Below are 24,981 nucleotides of genomic sequence, written 5' to 3' on the forward strand. Positions count from 1 at the left end.
TATTATATGTATAAACTCTCCTAATCTAAAAAAATAAGAGAGTTATTATTTAGCTTAATCTTATTATCGTTAACACAGCTCCTGGTGTAGTTGTTGATAATGTTGCAACAGCTAACAAACCAAATAGTTGCAAACTAATGGCATCTCCTGCTGCAAGAGTTGTAATAATTGTTGCGCTAAATGATGTAGTTGCTAACGCAGGAGAATTGATCGTTCCAGCAAGTGGTGCTCCATTAATTGTAATACGAGAACTGACTAATAATGAAGCCGTTATATTAATCGTATATGAAATATAATAATTCCCAGCATTTGCAACCGTAAATACTGTATTTCCACCAGAAACAGTAATTCCTGGACCGATGTTTTGATTATTTGGAAGCGGGACATTCGTTCCACCAAGAAGTACCGATATCGCTGAACCCGACGTATTATTTGCAAATGCATACGTCGCCGTGATACTTGTACCTGTTATTCCCGTTGGGCCGGTTGAACCTGTTGAACCCGTCGCTCCGGTTGGACCTGTTGCTCCCGTTGGACCCGTTGCTCCCGTTATTCCTGTTGCTCCGGTTACTCCCGTCGCTCCGGTTGGACCCGTTGAACCTGTTACTCCCGTCGCTCCTGTTGAACCTGTTGCTCCCGTTATTCCTGTTGCTCCGGTTACTCCCGTCGCTCCGGTTGGACCTGTTGCTCCCGTTGGACCCGTTGCTCCTGTTATTCCTGTCGCTCCGGTCGGACCTGTTGCTCCCGTTATTCCTGTTGCTCCCGTTACTCCCGTTGAACCTGTTGCTCCCGTTACTCCCGTTGAACCTGTCACTCCGGTTGGACCTGTTACTCCGGTTGGACCTGTTGCTCCCGTTACTCCCGTTACTCCCGTTGCTCCCGTTATTCCTGTCGCTCCCGTTGAACCTGTCACTCCGGTTGGACCTGTCACTCCGGTTGGACCTGTTGCTCCCGTTATTCCTGTCACTCCCGTTGGACCTGTTGCTCCCGTTGGACCTGTTGCTCCCGTTACTCCCGTCACTCCCGTTGGACCTGTTGCTCCCGTTATTCCTGTCGCTCCCGTTGCTCCCGTTATTCCTGTCGCTCCCGTTGCTCCCGTTGCTCCCGTTATTCCTGTCGCTCCCGTTGCTCCCGTTATTCCTGTCGCTCCCGTTGCTCCCGTTGCTCCCGTTGCTCCGGTTGGACCTGTTGCTCCCGTTATTCCTGTCACTCCGGTTGGACCTGTTGCTCCCGTTATTCCTGTCACTCCGGTTGGACCTGTTGCTCCCGTTGGACCCGTTGCTCCCGTTGGACCTGTCGCTCCCGTTGGACCCGTTGCTCCCGTCGGACCAGTTGGACCTAGCTTAGGCACTGTCCCATCGCAACTAAAACAACACGAATCAACATGTACACCATTTTGATTATTACACTCACAATACCCATTTATATTATTGCGCCATGAAGACATGTTGATCCCCTCCTTCAAATTCAATCTTTTAAGTATAAGCAACAAATAAAAAAACACCTATCAAATACCCCAGAATAACTTTACTCCGTACATTCTAATAATTATTACATGCGATTTTTACCCCTTTTGCTTGTACTTTTGCCTTCTTACTCAAACGAAATTCTTTTTCTTAATAAAACCACTTGGTGTTCTCGTACTTGGAGCACCTTATTTCTTATAGTTGATGAGGGAGAGTGGGAAGAAAGTTAATAAAAAAGAGGCTTCTTGTTAGGAGTCTTCTTTTTTATTTGTTCTTATAGGCCAAAAGGAAACTATCTTTTTTTCACGAATGTAACCTATGAACATAACTAGGAGGGATAACTATGTACCAAACAATTGAAGGCTTCTTGCAATCATGGACATACGAGACTGAGTCTACTCAAAAAATGCTCGATGTACTAACAGATGAATCTTTGTCACAAGAAATCGCACCTGGGCACTGGACGTTAGGAAGAGTCGCTTGGCATATCGTGACGGCAATTCCTGTTATACTATCTGGCACAGGGCTAAAGTTTGAAGGAGAAACGAAAGATTATCCCGTACCAACTTCAGCAAAAACAATTGCAGATGGATATCGTAAAGTGAATACAGCTTTTGTTGAAGCACTTCAAAGCGAATGGACGGATAAAGACTTAACTACTATTAATGACTTCTTTGGCCGCCCTATGCCAAATTCTATATTTTTAATGACACTCATTAATCATCAAAATCACCACCGCGGACAAATGACAGTTTTAATGCGCCAGGCTGGCTTAACAGTTCCTGGCGTATATGGTCCTGCAAAAGAAGAATGGGCTACAGCTGGAATGGAAGCTCCTAAAATGTAACTACAGAAAAAGACAAGGTGTACCATGTAAAATTAAAGACAAGTGAATGGACCTTTTTGTATAATAATTGGTTATTTATATTTAATGTCACACATTAAACAAAGATTAAGTACATCACTTATATATAGTGGTGTACTTAATCTTTGTTATGCCTCTAGATGATTCTATACAATACCACAGTCATACAATAATGTTAATCATTTACTACAACAATAATGTAGCGCTATAATAAGAACGTACATTCTTATGAGAGGCGTTGTAATGGCTAAAGTATATTCAATAAAAGAGGCAGCCGAAATTTTAGGAAAGCACGTGGAGACAATAGAAAGGTGGTTTCATTTAGGTGAATTACCTAAAATATTTAGAAATAACGACAAAGAAGGAGGAGGAATTTCAGAAAATGATTTATTAAATTTAAACAAAGTTGTTGTTTTTATTTGGAAAAAATAAACAACTTCTCCTAGCAATGATATTTTATCAGTTCTTTCTGTTATAAGAATCAAACCAACGTTGGAGATACACCTTATAATGCAGCAATCCACAACAAAAGTTAAAAATCCTGACGGATGTATTAAAAAAGCAGTTCGTGAGAACTGGAGTCCTACTTTTGCCCCTGTAAAGTTACAAAAAAAGAAAAATAAGAGATTAACAATGTGTAAAAAATTAAGTAGGTGATTTTTATAGAAAGCTATAAGTATCATTATTGCCCCAAAGGGATTGAAAGTCGCTATGAATTAATGGTTTTTAATGGTGACAATGATCCTTTTCTACCCTTGACGGATTATTACCACGATTGTATAGGCAGGATAGCTAAAAGCTCTACCCTTTCGTATTTAAAATGTCTTCTTCCTTTCTTTAGGTGGCTAGACGAGTCAAGTAATTATCAGGGTAAACGTATTCAGTGGAATGAACCTCCTGAAATAATACGAATTGCTGTTGAAGATTATCTAATGAATGGAATGGAATGTAAAGTTCGTGAAAAAGACACCTTTCGCTTTGTCAATCGTACAAGAAAAAGTCCTAATACGGTAAACCGTTTTCTATCAGCTTTGAAATCATTTTATAAATCTCTTATTCGATTAAAACAGTACAATTATTCAAATCCTTTGATAGATTCTTATGCGATTTCAGATGAATATAAAAGTCAAATCGAAGGTGTAAGAAAGGATAAACCTCGTATGCCACCTGAAGCTGGAACGGAAGGTGCCATGCTGCATAGACGACTGACTGATTCCTATTTTAAGCTAATTAATGAAGAGTGGCAGCCTAAAATTATTGATGATCCTTACCTCCCTTCTCAGGTCTATCAAGCAGGAAAAAAGGTGCACTGGTCACTAAGGGAATTGATTATATCTCGTATGCTATTCGAGACAGGAGCAAGAGCATCAGAGGTTATCGAATTAACTATTGGTGATTATCGCTCAAGAAAGGATTTTCAAGAGGTAAGTACATTCAATAAAGGTAGCCACGGAAGACGGGTCAAGTTTCTTAGATTTAGCAAAGATACAGTAAAATTACTGATGCGATATATTAATAGAGACCGAATTCAATATGACGAATTCCAACGAACCTTCGAAAAATTACCAAATGAATCTCCCATATTTCTTACGGAACTAGGAACTCCTTTTTCATATCAAGCTTGGTATTATCATTGGAGCAGGGCTATAGAAGAATGCGAGGTTAAGTTAAACCCTCATAAAACAAGGCACTGGTTTGTTACTACAAGGTTAAGAGAGATACATAATATTTCCAAAACAGAAGTTGAAATTAAACAAAGGACAAATGAACTTATTAAATATATAAAGTGGAAAAATGTTAATACCATAAAAGTTTATGAACATTATTTTGATGAAGAAAGACATCGCGAGGCTCACGATCAAATGTTGGACAATATGACAAAGTTGGAAAATGAGTATATAGAACAAAAGAAACATGATTTAAAGAAAAAACCTACCCTAACAGTTTTAGAAAGTAGCCAAGCTGTTGAAATAGATCCTGAACTACAAGAATTTTTAGATGGATTGGAGTGATAACACTGACAATATCAACCCTTAAACCTCAATCACCTTTTTACGAGCAATTATTGGATAAAGTCGATGAACAACTTTTGCATTTTCGTGATGCAAGAGATATTTTTATTCTAGATAAAATGAATGAAAGATATTTAAAATATTATATTAATCATGTGGTAGACAAACCTTGGAACAATCATATCTTTCTAATTATGATTGTTTATAAGGAAAAAAATTTAGATGTTAAAACAATTGAGAAAACTATCAATGTTATTAACTTACGATTACGAAATTTGTTTGATTACTTTCATTTGACTGAGATGACAGACCTGAATATTGAAACACATATGTATCAATACTTTAAGGGGGAGATTTTCGAAGAACATTCAGATCATATAAGGGCAGCTTTTTTGAGTAATTATAGAAGTTGTTCTTACTCAACAAATAAATGGGCTCAAACTAAAATATCTAATGAACAACAAGAATACTTCCATCGCTTTATATTTCTAATGCCAACTTATGATTCAAGAGATTTTTCTTTTACTAAAGCAGCCAAAGACCAGACAAAAAACAGTCGTAAGAGTGAAACAGATGCTATCGTACCCTTACTCCCTCAGATTCGAGCAGAAGGCCATTTTCGACGGAATCAAATAAATCGACTACGACAAGCTTATTTAAAAGCTTGTGAACAAACAAAAACACAAAATGAAGTTATGCCCCTAGATTTCCATTACGATGAACCTGAAAGGATTGGCGAACGCTTTTATTTTCGCCTATGGGACAAAAAATCATTTGTTTTGAATCATCAAGAACAATTTAGTAAAGGGACTATAAAAGCAGCAATGACTCGTACAAGATGTTATTCAGATGATAATAATCATTACTTTGTAGAGTTTATTAAAGCAGAACGATTTAAAGATGATGATGAACCTGAAGGGCTATGGTTTATTAAACTTTTTGAATATAATGTTATTGGAGAGTGGCATAATAATGCAACCGATGAAGAAATTAAGCTAAAACGCAAACTACTTAATGAATGGGGGTATGGTAAAGAAAATTCAAGCGAAAATCCAACCCCCTTTAAGTCAGATCATAAAGGGATACTTACACCAAGTACATTTGTTTCTGTTCATAAAGACAAAGCAAAAGGTATTTTGTTTGATGTAGAACCTTTATATGCAGCAGCAACCTTTGGTTTATTAACATTAGATATATGCACCACTACTGGTGCTAGATTAAATGAATTATTGCAAATTAGTAACACTAAAGAATGTATCCGTACGGTTAAAGTTGATAAGAAATTACGTTTTTCTTTTCACGTTGTTCCAAAAGGTCGTGATGGATTAGAAGCTTTTAATATCAGTGAACAAACAATGAAAATAATACAATCCGTTGGTTTAATGCTTAAAAATCATTATGGCACTGATAAAATACCAGGCGTGGAATATCGAGGAATACGAAAACATCTATTTCCCAAACCTAAACCATATTTTTTTCAGTATCATAAAAAATCATTTCAATACAAAACGATTACAGCAAATCTCCGCTTTTTACTACACGGATTAAAATTCGAAACGGAAGAAGGAAAACCTGTTGTGGTGAAAACCCACTTATTACGTCATGCCTTTGCTACCGAAGCTGTTCAACGACAAAAGTTACCGATAGACATCGTAGCAAAGATATTACATCAGCGAGATGCGGGGGTAACTAGTTATTATTCAGAGCCTACATCAAGCCAAGTGGCTCAATCAATCAGCGATTTACATGATGTTATCTCCGATTATATAGATATCGATGAAGCTATATTGCGAAATCCTGAAGAACTTGAAAAAGAACTTGAAGAATATAAGGAAACAGTTGGTGTCTTCAATAATGTGGTAGGTGGAACATGTGTCACTAATCACGTTTGTCCAATCAAAATGGCGTGTTTAGGTTGCCAAGCGAAAATCCCACAACCTGAAAAGAAACAAGAATTATTAGAGGTTATTGATTTATCGAAAGATATGGAGAAACGATATAGTGCAATGGGTTTAAAAATTGATGTAAAGAAGGCAAAAGTGATGCGAAAACACGCACGTAATGAATTGAAAGAGATAGAATCGATTGAAAAGTATAGGGAGGAGCAAAAATATGAGCCAAACATTCAATTCCAAAAATGAACCAGTTTGGCTTAAGGAAAGCTATCAAAGACGTAGTGATCGTTCAGTAGAATTAGGGAAACAATCAATTAATCAATTAATTAAAATAGGTGATCCAATCACTTATACAACAATCGCTAAACAATCAAAAGAGATTGATCCCGAAGGGAAAGGAATTCATCCAAACACCATTCGTACAAACGAACAGTTATATGAATATTACAAGCAATATAGTAAAACTCATAAACAAAAAAAGAATAGCCAAAATAATCTCCGTAACGATCCTCTAAACATTAAGGGGATTGAATTTTATAATATAAGACCAAACCGTAATCGGGATAATCTCAGAAAAAAATATATGAAACTATCTAAGAAAGAACTTATACAAAGGCTAATTCTAGCAGAAGAATATATTGCGGAAAATAATGCTAAATGGGTTGCGAGTCACTTCGAATCGTTTAAGTGATGTATCTTTGTGAGAAAGATTGGTTGTTTTGAAATTGCCAATACCTAAAACGTAAAAAATCATGTGAAGACTTTTTACGTTTTATATAGCGAGACCGTTATTTCACTTGATATTTGCATAAATATCTTATTTAAAATATTCCTAATAAAATTACACCGCTATCTTACATATTAAACATATAGTGTATATTTATATGTTAAAATAAAACAAGGATATCGAAGGGAGGAACAAAATGAACACAAAAGAATTTTTAATAAAATTGTATCAACTATACAAAGGGAAACTAGAAAATAAAATGGTGTTGGGACTCTTTTCAGCTGGCACAATTTGCATTATAGCTGCCGTCAGCCCTGACTACATTTGGCCTATCATAGCTCAGCTATGCAACACTTACCTAGAAACAAAGTTTAATGCTTCCGACCCAAGTATAGATTACATAGTTCTTGGGGTATTAATAACTGTAGGGCTATTCTTATACGGGTGTGCCATCATTTTATATTTTAAAACAAAAGAGAATACAGTAATTGGTAGTCTACTTCAAATTAGGCATTCTTCTATTGAATCAACTAACTTTTCAAAGATAAATAAAGACATTTCAAATTACCAAGTGGACAAAAAAGATATCGATCAAAAGTTTGAGATGAAAGTAACTTCAAAGGAAGGGATTGAAAGAGCCTTATATATCCAAGAAAAGGTCGCTAAAGACATTATTCATTCTACAGATGGGAATGATTATGTGGACGTAGATTATTATGGTTTGGCTCATATCCCATTTACTATTCTACTAGGTTATCAAATTGCTGATAAAATACCTGTTAAATTTCATGAGTGGAATCAGAATAAAAATATTTGGGAAGCCATTAATTCAAAGAAAGTTGAATATCCCCCTCTTATCCTGGAAAATAAGCAAGAGCAAGAACAAATTGATACTACTGAAGTTGTGTTGAAAGTAGGGATGACTTACCCCATACCCGATGAAGATTTAAGAGGCTTATCTCTTGAGCATTTAAATACTTTTTATTTACACTTAGAAAAGCCACATCGAAATAACATTATCAGTTCCGAGCAGCTTCAAAAATATAAGAAAGATTTCCGTAACCTTCTAGATGATATCAATCAAAAATATATTAATCTAAAAAAGATTCATTTATTTTATTCTGGACAACCTTCATTTGCCTATTATATGGGGAGTGCTATTACTCAAAGAATGGATAAAGAAATTGTTGTATATAATTATGTAGGATCAGAAGTCCCGAAGTATAATTGGAATCTAAATTTAAAAAAAGTTGATCAACCTATTACTGTTTGTATCACAAAGGAGCATGTAAATGTCAATGTATGATTTAAGCGGAAAATTTAATACGTTTTACAGTACGCATGTTGTATTAAAGAAGGATCAAAAAAATGAGTTATATGAAAAGAAAAAGCTAAATATCCAACGTTTGAAAGCAGGTTTAATTGCTTATAACGAAGAATTTGGTACTGACTATAAAATGGCTGAAGAACCTGTTATTCAAGGAAGCGTAGCCATGCATACTGTAACACAGAATGAATCAAATGATTATGATATAGATGTAGCAATTGTCTTTGAAAAAGATAATTTTCCTGACACTACTCTATTAGCCAAAAGAGTTATTGAAAAAGCACTGTTAAAGAAATGTTCGGGATTTACAATAGCCCCTAAAGCCCACACTAACTGTGTAAGAATTGTTTATAAAGATGGATACCATATTGATTTTGCAATCTATCGTCGTTTTAAAAAAGATGAACAAGATAACGAATATACTTATGAACATTGTGGTAGCAAATGGAGAGAACGAAATCCACGCTCTATTACCAAATGGTTTATGGAACAGAATAAAAATCATAATTCTAGATTAAGAGAAATTGTTCGCTTGATGAAAATGTTCTCTAAATCTAGAGAGAAATGGGAAATGCCTGGTGGTCTCATTCAGAGTGTACTTGCTGACGAAAAGTGTGAATCCACTTATACGAGATTAGATGAACGTTTTTACTACACAATAAAATCGATTAAGGAGCGATTGGATAACGATAAAGAGGTATTCAATCCTACTGATAAATCTCAAAGCCTAACACTTGTACAGAAAGATATTACAAAAATAGGGAATTTACACACCCGACTGACTACTTATTTATCTAAGTTAGATATTTTGTTTCAGAGTACATGTACTGAGGCACAGGCAATTGCTGCATGGAATGATTTTTTCCAGCATTCATATTGGAATGACCTACAAGAAAATCGTTCTCTAAGCGAAGTTAGCAAATCTTATACTTTAGCACCTGAACCTTACTACAATTTTAGAGAAACCGAAGAATTTATTGAGTATGTAGCTGCCATTAATCTGAAAAATGAGCTACATTTAGAATGTAATATCGTAAAAGGAGACAAATTTTTAGGGAAACTTTCAGATGTGTTGAAACAAAATCAAACATTGGATAGAGGATTAGGTCTCTATTTTACAGCTAACACTAATGCACTACCTCCATATACAGTCTACTGGAAAGTCAAAAATCGTGGCAACGTTGCTAAAAGTAAAGATATGATTAGAGGAGAATTAACTCCTAGTAGAATTCCAGAGAATGCGTTATTTCATTATGAAGAAACTGAGTTCAATGGAGATCATTTTGTTGAATGTTTTATTATAAAAAATGGGGTCTGCATTGCTAGAAATAAAATTAAAGTTCCAATAAGAGTGAAACAGAAAATTTAATAGATATAAATAACACCGTTCCAAATCAATTGAACGGTGTTATTTATTTGATAATAGCACATTTTTATAGGACACTAAAGCTACAAGTGAAACTGTTGTGGTAAAGAATGAAGTTGTTGTAGCAAATGAGGTCATTTGTAGTACAAAAAAGGATAGATAGAGTGGATTTTTTATTACGCTCATCTACCCTTCATTTATTTTCACATATAATGTCTGACATTATATAGAGATATTTTATTATCGTACATTTTAAGTAATATCTTGACTTTTAATAAAATTTACACATCTTGTCTTTTTCTGTAACTTGTTTCATGTGAAACTATTTTACGTATTCTTATCATACAGTTATATCTTCCTTCTCTATATTTTTAATTCCGTAATATGCAATGGCAACTCCAATTGCTGCCAATGCTAGTTGAAGGGGAAGAAAAGTTGCCGTTGAAAACATTGGGGTGTTATTAATTGCAATTGATACAACGATAAGGGATGAAACAATTGTAGTTGGCACTGAACGTTTACGCATTCCGAAATATAGTGGAATTAAACTTATTCCCGCAGTTGCAACGGCTAAAGGAACAAGATTTATCCCTTCTTGCATCAATTGATCTACTGTGAATGAATGAGGAAGAATTGAAAAATAGCTATCTATCCAAAAGAAAACTCCTACTACTAAAATATTAGATAAAATAACTGTTATAAATGTTAATGTTGCTGTAATAATCAACTTACTAACCATCATTTTCTTTCGGTTAATTGGATAAGAAAACATAAGTAGTATTGTTTTGTTTTTATATTCACCAATTATTAACCTTGCGATTAACACACTACCAAAAATAATAAACGTTGCTCTTACTAATGTACTAGCCATTAACAAAACCATCTGTGGATCTCTTATTTCTGGATCGCCTTCTATTTGAGAAACGATGCTCGTAAAGATCAGTAATGTCAGTATAGCGATATTTGCAATAATCGCTCCCCTTACATACCATCCAAGCTTAAACTTCTTCATTTCTAGCTTCATAAGACGTAGCATAATAGTCCTCCTTTCATTTGAAATTTAATCGATATAAATCGCTCCTGTTTTACTTAAAATCTTCATTTCGTTTTTCGCATCACCAATGGTTCCTGCTTTTACATGTTCTGTATTTTTATCTTTCTTAAGTCCTTTTACATTCACCATTACGTCAGACGAATTACTTTTAGCCGTAAGTTTTAAAGAAGTCGGAACACCTTTATACCGTACGCCAATATCTCCTGATTTTGTTTCTACAAATAACGATTTTCCTTCTTTCATATCCTTCAGTAATACTTCTCCCGATGTTGAAGTGATGTTCATATTTGAGTTACTTACATTTGTTATATAGTTATCACCAGTCGTAGACTTTATATTTAATTCTTGTACTGAACTATCTTTTACAGCTAACTCTCCACTTTGCGATATGAATTCACCTTTCTCAGCTGATAGTCCTACAACCATTTCATCTCCAGACTTGCTTTTTGTCACGATACTTTTTACTACTATATCGCTTATTTTCACATCACCCGATTTATTATTTAATACAATTTTATCTATTTCTTTCTTCGGAATAGCTATACATATACTATTTTTCTTCCTAAACGTGAAACCATTAAAAAATCTGGTCGCCTTTTGTTTTTGCTTAACTATAACTTTATTCCCTACCTGTTCTATTTCGACAGGATCTACCTCTTTATCTAAACGTTTACCTTGAGCCGAAATGACTATTTTGTTAGCTTCTGTACTTTTAAATTCAATATCCCAGTTTTCATTGTCCACTTCTATTTCTTTTATATTATTTATCTCAAAAGACTTTTCTTTCTTAAAATCTTTCCCCTGAAATACTTTAAAACAAAAAAACGCACTAGCAATTGTAATGAATAATATTGCAATTACTATTATTTTTTTCACTATTCATACCCCAGTTCGTTATTGTTTTATGCTACATCGATCTTGTCGATTTTACGATACGATAAATAACTAATAAAAATTCCTAATAAACAGAGTACAATTGGGATAAATATAAAATCATACATACTTACTTGACCGCTTCCAGGACCTACGTTACTGTTCATTAGCATCCCAATTATTACTGCAGAAGTAATTGTTGTCGGTGTAGATTTCTTTCTCATCCCAAAAAATAAAGGAATTAAGCTTATACCAGATATCATAAATGCACTTATAAAGGTAGCTGGAACAGTAGCTATTATTTCACCCATCGTAATAGGTGTTTCAATTAACCCCATCATTGGGTTCATAAAAAATATGAGCAAACTAATAGTGAACGTAGCAATAATCATGCTGATAAAACAAAAACTAAAAACAATTGTTAATTTCGCCCTCATTAGCAATTTCCTTTGTAATGGGTACATAAACAATAGTTGCATTGTTTTGTTCTTATATTCATCAATTACTAAACGCGATAAAATGACTGCACTAAAAATAAGAAATGTCATTCTTATAAAAATGTTTGCTAAAGTCATATATTTTGTGAAATCAGTGAGGGCTGCGTCTACTTCACCTTTCACTCCCATCCCCATAAGACTTACCGAAGCAAAAATTGCTATAATACAAATTGCTACCCCTTTAAAATAACTAGATAATTTATGTTTCTTCCATTCAAGTTTCATCAATTTAAACATATAAACCAAGCCTCCATTACTGACATAACTATCTCTATGCTACTAACATTCTAATTCCAGCAGTAACTACGCTCATCATTCCTATCACTATTATAATTAACAACCATTTCCGCTCAGGTTTTCTATAATATAAAATTGCACTTATAAACATTACGATTAATCCACTCACTAGATTCACTAACAATCCATTAAGCATGAATGCCCTCTCCATCCATTACATTTAAGAAATACTCTTCTAAGGAACTATGTTTCTTATTCATACTTTCTATTTCCACATCGTTCATAATAAGTGCTTTTGAAATAGCCTGCTGCGTCGCCTTCAATTCATACACGCGAATCATATTTCCACTCATTATTTTGTAATTTTTTATACCGAGTTTATCTTCTAAAATATAAGCTGCACGCTTCACATCAGGAACAGTAATTTCAATGTACTCTGTTTGTTTTCCGTTAATACTCTGCATTGAAACTTCTTTTATTAGTTTTCCATTTTGAATTACACCAATTGTATCCGCCATTAGTTCCATCTCACCTAAAATATGACTAGAAACTAATAACGTAATGCCATATTCTTTGCAGAGCATTTTAAATAAGTCTCGTAACTCTTTAATACCAATTGGATCTAAACCGTTAATTGGCTCATCTAAAATGAGTAATTCTGGCTTTGTCATGATCGCCCTTGCAATACCAAGTCGTTGCTTCATCCCTAATGAAAAATCTTTTACTTTTTTATTATCGATCCCTTGCAATTTTACTAAATGTAAAGCATGGTCAATTGCGTTTTTATCGTAATAGCCCATATATTCACAATGTAATTCTAAGTTTTCTTTCGCCGTTAATTTATCATAAAAGATTGGATATTCGATAATTGTCCCCATGCGCTTTAATACTTCATAAGATGTATCCGTTAACTTCTCACCGAAAATTTCAATATCACCGCTCGTCGGTTTTATTAAATTTGTGATCATTTTCATAATCGTTGTTTTACCAGCACCATTCGGTCCTAAGAAACCGTATATCTCTCCTTTTTTCACATGCATGTTAACGCTAGAAATAACTTCTTTCCCCTTAAACACTTTCGTTAACTGATTCGTTTTTAATATATATGTCATGTCGTTTTCTCCTTTCGCACTACTTTATACTTCTATAATAGACAACGGAAATCTCTTTTTTCTTACCCGTTCCTTACAAATTCCTTACGCTGAAAAAAAAGCTTGTAGAATCTACTTCTCTACAAGCTAAAACTGCATCTTTGTTAATACAATTGTAAAAATTGTTTTTTCATACGGCTTACTAAAAAGATGTATTTCTCCGTCCATCGCTTCTACAAGCCTTTTCGTAATCGTTAAACCTAGACCGCTTCCTTGGTACAATCTATTTCTGGAATCTTCAAGTGTGTACATACGCTCAAACACTTTATCAATATGAGATTCATCAATTCCTTTTCCTGTATCCCATACATCTATATACACATTCGTTTCATCATCTCTTAACGTCATACCGAGCGTCTTTCCATCATCTCCATATGTAATTGCATTTGATATTAAATTATTCAATACTCTACCTAATACTTCTACATTTCCAAGTGCATATATATTTTTTTCTGGTATATTAATATGAACATGAAAACCTTTCGTCGTCACTAAATCATAAAAAGATAAAATTTTCTCACGGCAAACTTCATTCATATTTACTTTTGTCATCTCGATTGCCTTGTCACCAGATTCTAGTTTTGCTAAATCAAAAAACTTATGAATCAGTTCCATTACTTCTAATGTTTTCACATGCACCTTTTCAAGTAATATTTGTTGTTCTTCTTCATTTATCGTTTTATCCTTATTTAACATTTCTGTATATCCAAGAATAACTGTTAGTGGTGTTTTCAAGTCATGTGAAATATTTGAAAGCATTTTTCTCATCGAAATTTCTACTTTCGCATGATCAGCATTCGTTTTCTGTTTCGCATCTAACAATTGATTAATTGCCACTAACAACTTTTGCAATTCTAGATCATCTGTCATAACGAGTAACTTCTCGCCTGTTTTTTCATTAACAATACTTTCTAATTTTTCATATGTGTATCGCAAATTTTTGCTATTATTTTTCCTCATTTTATATTGTAGATAAATGACACATAACAATATAAAAATAATACCTATTAACAAATTGACCATATTACATCACGTCCAGCTTATAACCGATACCCCATAACGTTTTAATGTATTCTGGATTAGATGGATCACTTTCGATTTTCTCACGCAATCTTCTCATATGAACATTAATAACGTTATCGTCACCGTAATACTCTTCGTTCCAAATTAGCGTATATATTTGTGCTTTCGTAAATACACGATTTTGATTCTTTACAAACAGTTTTAAAATCTCAAATTCTTTTAAAGTAAGTTTGAGAGGCTTCCCGTTTTTTTCCACAGTAAAATTAATTGGATCGATTGTTAAATCGCCAATTTGAATCATCTTTTCTGTTGTTTCTGTAGCTGAATATTTCGTAGACCTCCGAATACCCGCTTTTACACGCGCCGCCAATTCAATCATAGAAAATGGCTTACAAATGTAATCATCTGCTCCTAGTCCTAATCCAACAGCTTTATCAACATCTGTATCTTTTGCCGACATCATTAAAATCGGTACTGCACTTTTTTCTCGAATGATTCGTACAACCTCTAAGCCATCTAACTTTGGCATCATAATGTCGAGGATAATCAAATCAAATGAACCTTGTAAATATGTGTTCACGCCTTCCTCTCCATCAGACGCGATTGTAACTTGAAAGCCCTCTTTTATTAAATACTTCTGCACCATCTCTTGAATTGAAATATCATCTTCCACTAATAAAATATGATGTGACATATATCTATCCCCTTTTTTACAAACATTAACATTTTAATTGTATCGTAACTACTACAGACTGGAAACAATTATATGAATTTTCAAACCAACTTCCCTTCCTTCCATAACAATGATATGATGAAATTTACTACGATAGTTCATAATTAACTTTATATAAAGGAGACTTATCATGTCAGAAAACAAAAAAGTAAGCTTAGCTGATTTAATGCGTGAACAACTTGCAAAGAAAAAGCAAGGTAACGGTAATGGTCAAAATACAAAAAACCAAAGCCAAGAAACAAAAAAACTACAAAACCAACAAACAAAGAAAACAAACAACCAACGTAGACGTACAGGTGTATAAATGAACGGACAAAAACGTTCTAATATCGTACCCGGCCTTGAAGTTGATATTGTATTAAAACAAAATCAACGAACTGGCAAATTAACACGTGGCATTGTAAAAGATATTTTAACGAACTCCCCTTCTCATCCGCATGGCATTAAAGTGCGCTTGCAGGACGGGCAAGTCGGCAGAGTACAAAATATCGTTCAATAAGAAAAGGAGCTCAACTAAACTCGAGCTCCTTTTTCTTTATTACCCTTTAATTTTCTCAATGAAAACTACTTTTAAATAGTCTCCTTCTTTAAATTGATCGATTGTACGGAAATCTTCTGGTAAAGAATGTTCTTCTAATATTTTATATTTGCCATTCATTTCTTTAAATGCTGTATCGATAAAGCCTTTAAACTTTTTCATATCGAATGCGCTACAATTTGTTGAAGCAACGATAATCCCGTTATTTTCTGTAATGGCAATTGTTTCTTTTAATAAGTTTTTATAATCTTTCGCTGCACTAAATGTATATTTTTTTGAACGCGCAAAGCTTGGAGGGTCAAGTACGACCATATCAAATTTCATTTTTTTCTTCGCTGCATATTTGAAGTAAAGAAATACATCTTCTACAATGATATCTTGCGCTTCATAATCAACTTCATTTACACTAAACTGCTCAATCGTTTTACTTAAACTACGATTTGCAAGGTCGACACTCGTCGTTTTGCTCGCTCCACCAAGCGCTGCAAATACAGAAAAGGCACCTGTATAAGAGAACATATTTAACACTGTTCTTCCCTTCGCATACTTATCACGAATTTGTTTTCGTACGTTACGCTGATCTAAAAATACCCCAACCATCGCTCCGTCATTTAAATAAACAGCAAAGTTCACACCATTCTCTTTTACGATAAGCGGGAACTCACCGCGCTCTCCTGCTACGAAATCATCGCCTTCAATGTATTTCCCTTTCGTATCAAAACGCTTCTTCTCATAAATACCTTTAAAATTTGCTACTTTTTGAAGAGCTGCTATAATCTCATCCCTGAAAGTATAAATCCCTTCGCTATACCAACTAACTACATAATAACCATCATAATAATCGATGATTAAGCCTCCAAGCCCATCACCTTCACCATTTAGGGCGCGGAATGCTGTCGTATCACTTGATTTGTAAAATTGTTTTCGTTTATGTAAGGCAGATTTAATTTTACTTTCAAAGAAAGATTGATTAATTTGTTCACTCTCTTTTCTCGTTAAAATCCAGCCGTATCCTTTATTTTGTTTTCCATAATAACCTTTTCCGACAAAGTGGTTTTTCTCATCTACCACTTTAATGATTGTTCCTTCTTCCTGAACATCATTTAAATTTTGAATCGCATCTTTTAAAATAAGCGGATATCCACTTTTAATTTCTTTTATAAATTTCGGTTTTATTTTTACAGTTACTTCTGATCGCATATAATAACTTCCTTTCCATTTGCATGCTTTCTCTATAGGAAGCATTTGAAAAACGAGACTGAAAAAACAGCCTCGTTTCACTATACCATATTATTGCTTTGCTAGTACAACTCACTCATTCTCTCGCTTAACCGCCACCTATTTACTACATTTTGAAATGGAAATCTTACTGTCCAACATAATAGAAAAAATACTTATATATTTCATATTTACCATTGACAATGATAATGATTTTCATTATCGTTTAATGTATATGAGTTCTCGAAAATAAAGGCTACAACTTATAGGAGGAATAAACATGATTATTGTTACAAATACAGCTAAAATCACCAAGGGAAATGGACATAAATTAATTGATCGTTTTAATAAAGTAGGTCAAGTCGAAACAATGCCAGGATTTTTAGGATTAGAAGTTCTTCTAACGCAAAATACAGTTGATTATGATGAGGTAACAATTAGCACGCGCTGGAATGCAAAAGAAGATTTCCAAGGTTGGACAAAGAGCCCAGCATTTAAAGCAGCTCACTCACATCAAGGCGGAATGCCAGATTATATTCTCGATAATAAAATCTCTTACTATGATGTGAAAGTTGTACGTATGCCAATGGCTGCAGCACAGTAAAAACTGTTTTTTTAAAAGTATAGAATATGAGAAGCGTTACCACTTCTCATATTCTATACTTTTTATTTACTGTCTTTTTACTAGTTTCGCATGTACGACTAATCTTCCTGCTTCTGGATCAAGTGCATAGTCACATGTAGAAAGTGTTATAATTTCATCATTAGCCGTCAATTTCGTATCCGTTTTGTAAAGGGATTTATCTTGAATTTGCTTTAAGAACGCTGTATACGCTGCATCGCTTTCAAAATCCGTTTCAATGTAATAAAAGTCCGTCGTTGTCGTATATACTGAAAAAACTTCAACGTCGTATCCTTCAAATAATGTATCGTAATACAATTTACGATGGGACATGAAGAAATCTTCATCCAACATCTTTTTTAAACTTCCAAACATAGAACCGTCCTTCATACGATGACCATATAAAATAGTATTTCGGTTTTGAGATTTCACATCATTACGATAATCCATAAAAATACTTCCCGCTCTCATATCCTCGCCTTTATAATTACGAAATAAATAGTAATCATTATCCTTCGCTTGAACGATTGGATAATTGATTTGTGTATCATCCATCGTAATCCATCCCACTATTTCTGGATTAATTTTTTGGAGAGCTTGAAACTGTTTACGTACTTCCCCATCTTCTGATTTTTCTTCCATTGGACTTCTCTTATAAATATGTTGCGCTTCAGCCATTACTTTACGATTTTCATAATAATCCATGAAAATCCCACCCAATTCATACATTGAATAGAAAAAGATTCCTAAAAATACAATTGTAAGTATTCGTTGAAAAAAAGAATTCTTTTTCCGTTCTTTCTTACTATTCAAATTATCACCTCAAAACGGATTATGCCCATCCTTTAAATTCCCATTGGTACCATGTATAACCCTGTATCTTCGTCTTGTTTCACAACGACATCTACACCATATATTGCTTTAACCATTTCTTCTGTTATTACCTCATTAGGATTACCTTTCGTAACAATTTCCCCATCTTTCATAACGATAATATGATCACTATAACGAATGGCTTGATTAATATCATGTAGTACCATCACAATCGTTAATCCATACACTTCATTTAATTCTTTCACTAACTCTAATATTTCTAGCTGATAATAAATATCTAAATATGTTGTCGGTTCATCTAAGAAAAGCATTGGTGTACTTTGAGCTAATGTCATCGCAATCCAAACTCGCTGTCTCTCTCCGCCCGATAAAGCATGAATTGGCTTTTCACGCTTACTTTGCAAATTCGTACATGTTAGTGCACGCTCAATTGCTTCTCTATCTTCATCAGTTTGCGAAGAAAAAATATTTTTATATGGCATACGTCCAAAGCTTATTAGTTTTTCCACTGTAATATCTGCTGGCGCCTCATTTTGTTGATGGACAACAGCTAATTTTCTAGCAAACTCTTTCGGTTTATACTCACTAATCGCCTTTCCATCAAGTATTACTTCCCCACTATTAGGAGCATGATTTCTAGACATAACACCAAGTAATGTTGATTTCCCGCAACCATTCGGACCAATGATTGTTGTAATTTTCCCAATTTCTATTTCACTACTAACAGACTTTAAACGATTTGTTACATTATCGTATGAAAAGGTTACATTTTTAATTTCCATGAACTTTATCACTCTTTCTAAGCAAGAATATTAAGAATGGGCCACCAATAACTGCCATAATCGTCGCCGCTGGAATTTCGTTAGGTGGCACAATTAACCTTCCAATCGTATCCGCCGTCAAAATTAATAACGCTCCTGCAAGTGCAGAAAATGGAATCAACACTTTATGGTCTGAACCAACTAGTTGTCTCGAAATGTGCGGAACAAGTAATCCTACAAAAGCAATAACACCTGCAATCGCTGTTGATACTGCCGCTAAAAGTACTGCAATAGCAGAGATAATAAGACGAACTCTCGTCACGTGCAAGCCTAAGTTTTTCGCAGTCTTATCTTGTAGTGATAATAAGTTACACCAAGCTCCTACAAACAGAGCAAGAATAAGACCAATTGTTCCATACGTAACCATTATTTCTACATCACCCCACGTCTTCATCGTTATATTAGAAGTCGTCGTTTGCTTAATACTCTTTATGAAATATCCACAAATCGTAATGAACGATTCATTTAATCCAGTGAACATCGCATTAATAGCTATACCAACTAAAATAATGCGAAGTGGACTTAACCCTGACTTCCATGAAAAGGCATAAACGAGATAACATGCAAACGCACCACCTAAAAAGGAAAATACTGGTGTCCAGAAAAAGAATTGCGGGAATAACGTAATAATAACAAGTGTCATAAAACTTGCTCCTGAAGATATACCGATCACTCCAGCATCAGCAAGTGGATTTTTCATAACAGCTTGAAAAAGCACACCTGAAACTGCAAGAGCCGCCCCAGTGAACAGCGCAATAATAATACGCGGGAAACGTAAATCTTTAATCACTTTCACATCTTCATTAGCCCCTGTAAATATTCCTTGTACAAGGTCTACTATCCCTATTTCTAAACTCCCTTTCATTGCTGACAATGATGTCATAACAATAAGTAATACAGTAACAATGAAGAAACTCCAAGTTTTTTTATTCATTCCACTCTTCCTTTATATGAAAATGCATCACGGATACATCATTTTCTTCAATTCATCTAACGCTTCCATTGCCTCTAAATTTCCCGTCGTTCCAAATAAACGCTCTTCTAAATCGTAAACACGGTTATTCTTAACTGCAGCGAAGTGTTTCCAAATATCATTTGTTTTAAATTCTTTATCAAACATTTTTACAACTTCATCAGGCATACCATGTGCTGCTCGTAAAATAATATCTGGATCAGCTTTCTTTAAATACTCTGTATTAGAGGCTAAATACTCTACTTTCTCACCTTGTACAATGTTTTTACCACCTAATTGTTTCACCAAATCTCCAATATAGGAATGCTCAGTTGCTACTAAATAGCTCCCTGGTACACCTAATAAAATAAGCACTGTCGGTTCTTTCTTTCCTTTTACTTCTTTTTGAATGCTAGCAACCTTTTTATCTAACTTCGTTACAACTGCTTCAGCCTGCTTTTCGCGTCCATATTGCTTACCTAAATTACTAATGGAATTTTGCATATTTTTTAAACTAGTTAAGTCCACAAAATTTGCTTTCATACCTACACCGTCAAACACCGGCTTTAATTCATATTCAAGTGTTGTCACGGATAATACTTCTGACGGCTTTAACGACTTTACTTTTTCCATATCAGGGCTCATCGGATTCCCGACTTCAGCTAAACCTTTATATCTTTTTGGTAAATCTTTCGTACTCGTTGGCACACCAACTAAATCTACTTCTAACGCATCCATAATTTCAGTAACAGCGACGGTCGTTGCAACAACCCTCTCTTTATTTTCACTCTTTGCCGGCTTCGCTGTTTCTTTTTTTTGTGGGGAGCAACCAGCTATACTCACTAATAAAATGATAGCCATTAGTACACTTGCAATTTTCTTCACTCTTAATCACCACTCCTTTCCAAACAATATGAAACAAGTCTTGATGCGCCCGAAAACGCATCAAGACTCCCAAAATTACAATCTACCAGCTCTATATTTACGAACTAGTAAAGCGAGTGACCCAAGCAGTAGCACCATGTATAAACCAAGCTGTGCTGTATCTGCAGTTTTTGAGTTTTTCTCTTTTTTCGCATCATTATTTGTAGCTTCGTTTTTCTTTTTACCATCTGCATTTCGGTTAAAATCAGGAGTTCCTACTGTTTTTACATTATCTACTTTCGGTGTAGTTACTGGATTTTTCGGATCATTCTTCGGATCTTTTTTTGGATCCTCTTTAATCGTTCCTAACGCACCAATATTATTTGTATCAAATTGGATTTGTACATCGTAGAAATGATGGTAGTTCATTTCGTTAATATCTACTTTTACTTTTGCATTTAATTTTGCAAATAAATCACTTACTTCAAATTGCACTACTCTCGTATTTGCATTTTTATCTTCGCTCACTATTTTCGCATCAGCAAATAGACCATTGTTTTCTGTTTGGAATTTCGTAATCCACGCACTATTTTTCAGCGTCATCTCAATGTACTTTTTACCATCTTTAACGATTAATTTTGCTGGATGCACAGTATAGTCATGCATCTTTGAAAGTTCATTTGTTTTGTCTTTTAACACTTTAAATGGAATATCGTATTGACCATCTACTAAATTTTTCGGATCAACGATTACTTTCGGCTTATTATCTCCTTCTTGGTTATTGTTTCCACCTTGGTTGTCATTTCCACCTTGGCTATTGTTTCCGCCCTGGTTGTCATTTCCACCTTGGCTATCGTTTCCGCCCTGGTTTTCATTTCCACCTTCGTTGTTGTTTCCATCTTCGTTACCTGAAACTTTAATACTATTTTGATCAAACACAAATTGAACATCGTAGAAATGGTGATAATTCATCGCATCAATATCTACTTTTACTTTTGCATTTAATTTTTTTGATAAATCATCTACTTCTATTTCTACTACCTTTGTGTTTTTTTCTTTGTTCTCACTTAACGCTTTCGCGTCAACGAAAGAACCATTTTTTTCATACTCAAACTTTGTAATCCACGCACTATTCGTTAATGTAAACGATACATACTTCTTACCATCTTTTACTTTTAATACACCTGGACTCTTTGTATATGTGTTCATGATTGAAATTTCTTCTGTTTGATCTTTTAAAACTTTAAAACCAATGCTATATTCACCATCTTTAAGAGCTTTTGGATCAATGGTTGTGTTATTGCCTTGGTTATTGTTTCCACCTTGGTTTTCGTTTCCGCCTTGGTTATTGTTTCCGCCTTGGTTTTCGTTTCCGCCTTCGTTGTTGTTTCCACCTTCGTTGTTGTTTCCACCTTGGTTTTCGTTTCCGCCTTCGTTGTTGTTTCCACCTTGGTTTTCGTTTCCGCCTTCGTTGTTGTTTCCACCTTGGTTTTCGTTTCCACCTTCGTTGTTGTTTCCACCTTGGTTTTCTACTGGCTGAATGCTATCTTTATCAAATGCAAATTGGATATTGTAGAAATGATGGTAATTCATTGAATCGATATCTACTTTCACTTTTGCATTTAACTTTTTAGATAAGTCGTTTACTTCTACTTCCACTACGCGTGTATCAGCCTTTTTATCTTCACTTAATACACTTGCATCAATAAACGAACCATTTTTCTCAAATTCAAACTTTGTAATCCATGCACTATTCGTTAATGTGAATGATACGTATTTTTTACCGTTTTTCACCTTTAACACGCCTGGACTCTTTGTATACGTGTTCATCATTGAAATTTCTTCTGTTTGATCTTTTAAAGCTTTGAAATTGATACTGTATTCACCGTCTTTAATTGTTTCTACATTCGGCTTTTCTGCTTCTGGCTTTTTATCTTCATCCGGTTGTTTTTCTTCATTCTTAATTGGCTTGAGTTTTTCTTGGTCAAATGAAAGCTGTACCTCATGCGTTTGTTTATAATTTCTTGATGCCACTTCAATAAATATTTTTGCATTTAATTTTTTAGATAAATTGTCTACTTCGAATTCTACTACTCTTGTATTTTTCTCTTTATCTTCACTTACTATTTTTGCATCAACAAATGAACCATCTTTTTCCGTTTGGAAATTTTTAATTGATACGTTGTCTGTTAGTGTTACAACCGCTTTTTTCTTACCATTTTTCACTTTTAATACTCCTGGATTTACCATGTAAGTATTCATTCTAGATTCTTCATCTGTCTTATCTTTTAACACTTTAAATGGAATACTGTACTCTCCATCTGCAATTGTGTTAGAATTTGGTTGTTGATCTGGGTCAGGCTTTTGGTCGGGCTTCTGACTTGGATCCGGTTTTTCATTTGGATCTGGCTTATTTGCTGGATCCTCTTTTTCATTTGGCTTTTCTGCCTTAATTAGTGTAATACTACTTGAATCAAATTTAATGCGAACGTCAAAAATATGATGGTAATCCATCGCATCAATATCTACTTTTACTTTTCCATTTAAAAGGTTTGCTACATCGACTATATCGAATTCCACTACTCTAGTATTCTGCTCTTTATTCTCACCAATTACATTTACATCAACAAACTGACCATTTTTTTCTGTTGTAAACTTCGTAATCCACTCACTATTCTTTAAAGTGAATGAGACCTTTTGTTTGCCATCTTTTACTTTTAAAGTAGCTGGACTTATAACATAGTCATTCATTTTAGATACTTCATCCGATGTATCTTTAATAACCTTAAAACCGATTGAATATTCACCGTCAGCTAATTGAGTTGCTGCTTGAACTGCAAGAGGTTGTAATGTTGATACGAATGTAAATATCATTAAAAACATCGCAACAACAATTTTAAAATATCTATTCAATGGAATACCGCTCCTTTATTTAGTTTTGACGTACTTTACGAATGAAGAAAACTCCTGAAATAAGGATTAACGCTGCAAATAATCCAATACGTGCTTCATCGCCTGTTTTTGGGTTATCTGTTTTTTCAGCTTTACCACTTTCATTTGTTCCTTTGTTCGCTTCTTTATTTGCTTCTTTACTCTCTTCTTTTTTCACTTCTTCTTTTACTTTTGTATCTGTTTTTGTTTGATCGTTATTCTTTGTTACAGCTGTTGCTTTATTTTCTCCACCTACCGCTTTTACATTTGCATCAAATGCAAAGCGAATTGTGTAGTTATGGTCATAATTTACGTTTGGTACAACAACATGAATTTTTGCAGCTGCTGGTTTAGATAAATCATCTATTTTAAACTCTACTGTTCTTTTATCTGTCGATTCATCTTTACTAACAACTTTTGCATCAACAAAATTCCCGTTCTCAGGTGCTTTAAATTCTGTAATCCAAGCACTATGATTCATCGGGATTTGCACTCTCATCTCACCATTTTTCACAACTAGCTTAGCTGGTTTTTCAAAATAATCATTTGCCATTGAAGCTGAATCATTTTCCGCTTTTTGAATGACATAGTTAATATCGTAAGTACCGTCAGCTAGTTGTGCTGCAACTTTCCCATATGGCATGACAAGAAAAGCTAGCATACATACGAACGTTATAATAAAAGCGGGTAATACAGAAATCTTTCTCATTTGGCTTACTTCCTCCTTGTTTATCTTTCATCCACACTTTTTGAAAATGATAATTATTCTCATTATATTAGAAAAAAATAATAATCTTCTATCCTTATTTAATTGTAATTTGTTTATGTAATACAGATATTATTGATTATCATTCTCAATTCATGTTAAAAATAATATCCCTCTCTATTCTTTATAAAGAGCGATTCTTATTTTAACATAAGTCCCTATTTATTTCGTTGATTATCATTCTCAATGAATCTCAAAAAAAATAAAAC

The 24,981-nt window shown here is 34.3% G+C and carries 25 protein-coding genes; 10 read left to right on the top strand and 15 right to left on the bottom strand.

Going from position 1 to position 24,981, the window contains the following annotated elements; genetic code table 11:
• Positions 1 to 49: 49 nt before the first annotated feature.
• On the bottom strand, positions 50 to 1,447 hold the full coding sequence (locus PDQ68_RS04700; RefSeq protein WP_270786591.1) for a BclA C-terminal domain-containing protein: 1,398 nt from the start codon (positions 1,445 to 1,447) through the stop codon (positions 50 to 52).
• A 362-nt stretch (positions 1,448 to 1,809) separates the two neighbouring features.
• On the opposite strand from PDQ68_RS04700, the gene PDQ68_RS04705 reads away from it, so the two are divergent.
• The 7 genes from PDQ68_RS04705 (at position 1,810) to PDQ68_RS04735 (ending at position 9,661) form a co-directional block, all read left to right on the top strand.
• Complete coding sequence (locus PDQ68_RS04705) at positions 1,810 to 2,313, top strand: DinB family protein (protein ID WP_000284989.1); 504 nt, start codon at positions 1,810 to 1,812, stop codon at positions 2,311 to 2,313.
• A 261-nt stretch (positions 2,314 to 2,574) separates the two neighbouring features.
• Positions 2,575 to 2,763: a helix-turn-helix domain-containing protein gene (locus tag PDQ68_RS04710; protein WP_063262689.1), complete on the top strand. Its 189-nt coding sequence runs from the start codon at positions 2,575 to 2,577 to the stop codon at positions 2,761 to 2,763.
• Between the two features lie 221 nt (positions 2,764 to 2,984).
• On the top strand, positions 2,985 to 4,343 hold the full coding sequence (locus PDQ68_RS04715) for a tyrosine-type recombinase/integrase (protein WP_080467781.1): 1,359 nt from the start codon (positions 2,985 to 2,987) through the stop codon (positions 4,341 to 4,343).
• 5 nt (positions 4,344 to 4,348) lie between these two features.
• Positions 4,349 to 6,484 carry a site-specific integrase gene (locus PDQ68_RS04720; protein WP_063262693.1) on the top strand — a complete coding sequence of 712 codons (2,136 nt, stop codon included), beginning with the start codon at positions 4,349 to 4,351 and terminating at the stop codon, positions 6,482 to 6,484.
• Positions 6,456 to 6,929 (top strand): hypothetical protein, encoded by a 474-nt coding sequence (locus tag PDQ68_RS04725; RefSeq protein ID WP_063262688.1) that lies wholly within the window; start codon positions 6,456 to 6,458, stop codon positions 6,927 to 6,929. Before PDQ68_RS04720 ends, PDQ68_RS04725 begins: the two co-directional genes overlap by 29 nt.
• A gap of 232 nt (positions 6,930 to 7,161) precedes the next feature.
• The gene (locus PDQ68_RS04730; RefSeq protein ID WP_063262687.1) at positions 7,162 to 8,271 is read left to right on the top strand and encodes an SAVED domain-containing protein; all 1,110 of its coding nucleotides are present in this window, start codon (positions 7,162 to 7,164) and stop codon (positions 8,269 to 8,271) included.
• Positions 8,258 to 9,661: a nucleotidyltransferase gene (locus tag PDQ68_RS04735; protein WP_063262686.1), complete on the top strand. Its 1,404-nt coding sequence runs from the start codon at positions 8,258 to 8,260 to the stop codon at positions 9,659 to 9,661. The genes PDQ68_RS04730 and PDQ68_RS04735 overlap by 14 nt, the downstream gene beginning before the upstream one ends.
• A 337-nt stretch (positions 9,662 to 9,998) precedes the next feature.
• Here PDQ68_RS04735 and PDQ68_RS04740 read toward each other — a convergent pair whose 3' ends face one another.
• The 7 genes from PDQ68_RS04740 to PDQ68_RS04770 form a co-directional block, all read right to left on the bottom strand.
• Entirely contained in the window at positions 9,999 to 10,694 is a 696-nt protein-coding gene (locus PDQ68_RS04740; RefSeq protein WP_061183303.1) for an ABC-2 family transporter permease, read from the bottom strand.
• A 24-nt stretch (positions 10,695 to 10,718) separates the two neighbouring features.
• Positions 10,719 to 11,588: a DUF4097 family beta strand repeat-containing protein gene (locus PDQ68_RS04745; RefSeq protein ID WP_061183304.1), complete on the bottom strand. Its 870-nt coding sequence runs from the start codon at positions 11,586 to 11,588 to the stop codon at positions 10,719 to 10,721.
• Between the two features lie 26 nt (positions 11,589 to 11,614).
• On the bottom strand, positions 11,615 to 12,319 hold the full coding sequence (locus PDQ68_RS04750; RefSeq protein ID WP_061183305.1) for an ABC transporter permease: 705 nt from the start codon (positions 12,317 to 12,319) through the stop codon (positions 11,615 to 11,617).
• Positions 12,320 to 12,353: 34 nt separating this feature from the next.
• The gene (locus tag PDQ68_RS04755) at positions 12,354 to 12,515 is read right to left on the bottom strand and encodes a hypothetical protein (protein ID WP_000931764.1); all 162 of its coding nucleotides are present in this window, start codon (positions 12,513 to 12,515) and stop codon (positions 12,354 to 12,356) included.
• On the bottom strand, positions 12,508 to 13,431 hold the full coding sequence (locus PDQ68_RS04760; RefSeq protein WP_016718626.1) for an ABC transporter ATP-binding protein: 924 nt from the start codon (positions 13,429 to 13,431) through the stop codon (positions 12,508 to 12,510). The genes PDQ68_RS04755 and PDQ68_RS04760 overlap by 8 nt, the downstream gene beginning before the upstream one ends.
• Before the next feature lie 126 nt (positions 13,432 to 13,557).
• Positions 13,558 to 14,493: a HAMP domain-containing histidine kinase gene (locus tag PDQ68_RS04765; protein WP_014893492.1), complete on the bottom strand. Its 936-nt coding sequence runs from the start codon at positions 14,491 to 14,493 to the stop codon at positions 13,558 to 13,560.
• 1 nt (position 14,494) lies between these two features.
• Positions 14,495 to 15,187 (bottom strand): response regulator transcription factor, encoded by a 693-nt coding sequence (locus PDQ68_RS04770; protein WP_000018053.1) that lies wholly within the window; start codon positions 15,185 to 15,187, stop codon positions 14,495 to 14,497.
• Between the two features lie 169 nt (positions 15,188 to 15,356).
• Here PDQ68_RS04770 and PDQ68_RS04775 point away from each other — a divergent pair, with 169 nt between their 5' ends.
• Together PDQ68_RS04775 and PDQ68_RS04780 are read left to right on the top strand one after the other, a co-directional pair.
• Positions 15,357 to 15,530 carry a hypothetical protein gene (locus PDQ68_RS04775; RefSeq protein WP_001293581.1) on the top strand — a complete coding sequence of 58 codons (174 nt, stop codon included), beginning with the start codon at positions 15,357 to 15,359 and terminating at the stop codon, positions 15,528 to 15,530.
• On the top strand, positions 15,531 to 15,725 hold the full coding sequence (locus PDQ68_RS04780) for a YwbE family protein (protein ID WP_001014318.1): 195 nt from the start codon (positions 15,531 to 15,533) through the stop codon (positions 15,723 to 15,725).
• A 39-nt stretch (positions 15,726 to 15,764) separates the two neighbouring features.
• Here PDQ68_RS04780 and PDQ68_RS04785 read toward each other — a convergent pair whose 3' ends face one another.
• Positions 15,765 to 16,964: a class I SAM-dependent rRNA methyltransferase gene (locus tag PDQ68_RS04785; RefSeq protein ID WP_001255958.1), complete on the bottom strand. Its 1,200-nt coding sequence runs from the start codon at positions 16,962 to 16,964 to the stop codon at positions 15,765 to 15,767.
• Between the two features lie 298 nt (positions 16,965 to 17,262).
• On the opposite strand from PDQ68_RS04785, the gene isdG reads away from it, so the two are divergent.
• Positions 17,263 to 17,586, top strand: a complete 324-nt coding sequence (isdG, locus tag PDQ68_RS04790; protein WP_000587815.1) for a heme oxygenase — start codon at positions 17,263 to 17,265, stop codon at positions 17,584 to 17,586.
• A gap of 66 nt (positions 17,587 to 17,652) precedes the next feature.
• Here isdG and srtB read toward each other — a convergent pair whose 3' ends face one another.
• The 6 genes from srtB to isdC form a co-directional block, all read right to left on the bottom strand.
• Complete coding sequence (srtB, locus tag PDQ68_RS04795; RefSeq protein ID WP_001086113.1) at positions 17,653 to 18,417, bottom strand: class B sortase; 765 nt, start codon at positions 18,415 to 18,417, stop codon at positions 17,653 to 17,655.
• 32 nt (positions 18,418 to 18,449) lie between these two features.
• Complete coding sequence (locus tag PDQ68_RS04800) at positions 18,450 to 19,220, bottom strand: ABC transporter ATP-binding protein (protein ID WP_061183306.1); 771 nt, start codon at positions 19,218 to 19,220, stop codon at positions 18,450 to 18,452.
• Complete coding sequence (locus PDQ68_RS04805) at positions 19,210 to 20,193, bottom strand: FecCD family ABC transporter permease (protein ID WP_061183307.1); 984 nt, start codon at positions 20,191 to 20,193, stop codon at positions 19,210 to 19,212. The genes PDQ68_RS04800 and PDQ68_RS04805 overlap by 11 nt, the downstream gene beginning before the upstream one ends.
• 27 nt (positions 20,194 to 20,220) lie before the next feature.
• Complete coding sequence (gene isdE, locus PDQ68_RS04810) at positions 20,221 to 21,096, bottom strand: heme ABC transporter substrate-binding protein IsdE (RefSeq protein ID WP_074568225.1); 876 nt, start codon at positions 21,094 to 21,096, stop codon at positions 20,221 to 20,223.
• Between the two features lie 75 nt (positions 21,097 to 21,171).
• Positions 21,172 to 23,988: an NEAT domain-containing protein gene (locus PDQ68_RS04815; protein ID WP_061183308.1), complete on the bottom strand. Its 2,817-nt coding sequence runs from the start codon at positions 23,986 to 23,988 to the stop codon at positions 21,172 to 21,174.
• 19 nt (positions 23,989 to 24,007) lie between these two features.
• The gene (isdC, locus tag PDQ68_RS04820; protein ID WP_016718629.1) at positions 24,008 to 24,715 is read right to left on the bottom strand and encodes a heme uptake protein IsdC; all 708 of its coding nucleotides are present in this window, start codon (positions 24,713 to 24,715) and stop codon (positions 24,008 to 24,010) included.
• Positions 24,716 to 24,981: the final 266 nt, after the last annotated feature.

Origin of the sequence: Bacillus cereus group sp. Bc010 (assembly GCF_027716745.1) — a bacterium.
In the GTDB taxonomy this organism is placed as follows: Bacteria; Bacillota; Bacilli; order Bacillales; family Bacillaceae_G; genus Bacillus_A; species Bacillus_A pacificus.

Excerpts from the sequence above, each read along its gene's own strand:
- PDQ68_RS04705 (WP_000284989.1), top strand. The coding sequence starts at position 1,810 with ATGTACCAAACAATTGAAGGCTTCTTGCAATCATGGACATACGAGACT.
- PDQ68_RS04735 (WP_063262686.1), top strand. The coding sequence starts at position 8,258 with ATGTCAATGTATGATTTAAGCGGAAAATTTAATACGTTTTACAGTACG.
- PDQ68_RS04780 (WP_001014318.1), top strand. The coding sequence starts at position 15,531 with ATGAACGGACAAAAACGTTCTAATATCGTACCCGGCCTTGAAGTTGAT.
- PDQ68_RS04725 (WP_063262688.1), top strand. The coding sequence starts at position 6,456 with ATGAGCCAAACATTCAATTCCAAAAATGAACCAGTTTGGCTTAAGGAA.
- PDQ68_RS04765 (WP_014893492.1), bottom strand. The coding sequence starts at position 14,493 with ATGGTCAATTTGTTAATAGGTATTATTTTTATATTGTTATGTGTCATT.
- PDQ68_RS04760 (WP_016718626.1), bottom strand. The coding sequence starts at position 13,431 with ATGACATATATATTAAAAACGAATCAGTTAACGAAAGTGTTTAAGGGG.
- PDQ68_RS04730 (WP_063262687.1), top strand. The coding sequence starts at position 7,162 with ATGAACACAAAAGAATTTTTAATAAAATTGTATCAACTATACAAAGGG.
- PDQ68_RS04700 (WP_270786591.1), bottom strand. The coding sequence starts at position 1,447 with ATGTCTTCATGGCGCAATAATATAAATGGGTATTGTGAGTGTAATAAT.
- isdC (WP_016718629.1), bottom strand. The coding sequence starts at position 24,715 with ATGAGAAAGATTTCTGTATTACCCGCTTTTATTATAACGTTCGTATGT.
- PDQ68_RS04805 (WP_061183307.1), bottom strand. The coding sequence starts at position 20,193 with ATGAATAAAAAAACTTGGAGTTTCTTCATTGTTACTGTATTACTTATT.
- PDQ68_RS04800 (WP_061183306.1), bottom strand. The coding sequence starts at position 19,220 with ATGGAAATTAAAAATGTAACCTTTTCATACGATAATGTAACAAATCGT.
- PDQ68_RS04740 (WP_061183303.1), bottom strand. The coding sequence starts at position 10,694 with ATGCTACGTCTTATGAAGCTAGAAATGAAGAAGTTTAAGCTTGGATGG.
- PDQ68_RS04755 (WP_000931764.1), bottom strand. The coding sequence starts at position 12,515 with ATGCTTAATGGATTGTTAGTGAATCTAGTGAGTGGATTAATCGTAATG.
- PDQ68_RS04775 (WP_001293581.1), top strand. The coding sequence starts at position 15,357 with ATGTCAGAAAACAAAAAAGTAAGCTTAGCTGATTTAATGCGTGAACAA.
- PDQ68_RS04750 (WP_061183305.1), bottom strand. The coding sequence starts at position 12,319 with ATGTTTAAATTGATGAAACTTGAATGGAAGAAACATAAATTATCTAGT.
- isdG (WP_000587815.1), top strand. The coding sequence starts at position 17,263 with ATGATTATTGTTACAAATACAGCTAAAATCACCAAGGGAAATGGACAT.
- PDQ68_RS04785 (WP_001255958.1), bottom strand. The coding sequence starts at position 16,964 with ATGCGATCAGAAGTAACTGTAAAAATAAAACCGAAATTTATAAAAGAA.
- PDQ68_RS04770 (WP_000018053.1), bottom strand. The coding sequence starts at position 15,187 with ATGTCACATCATATTTTATTAGTGGAAGATGATATTTCAATTCAAGAG.
- PDQ68_RS04710 (WP_063262689.1), top strand. The coding sequence starts at position 2,575 with ATGGCTAAAGTATATTCAATAAAAGAGGCAGCCGAAATTTTAGGAAAG.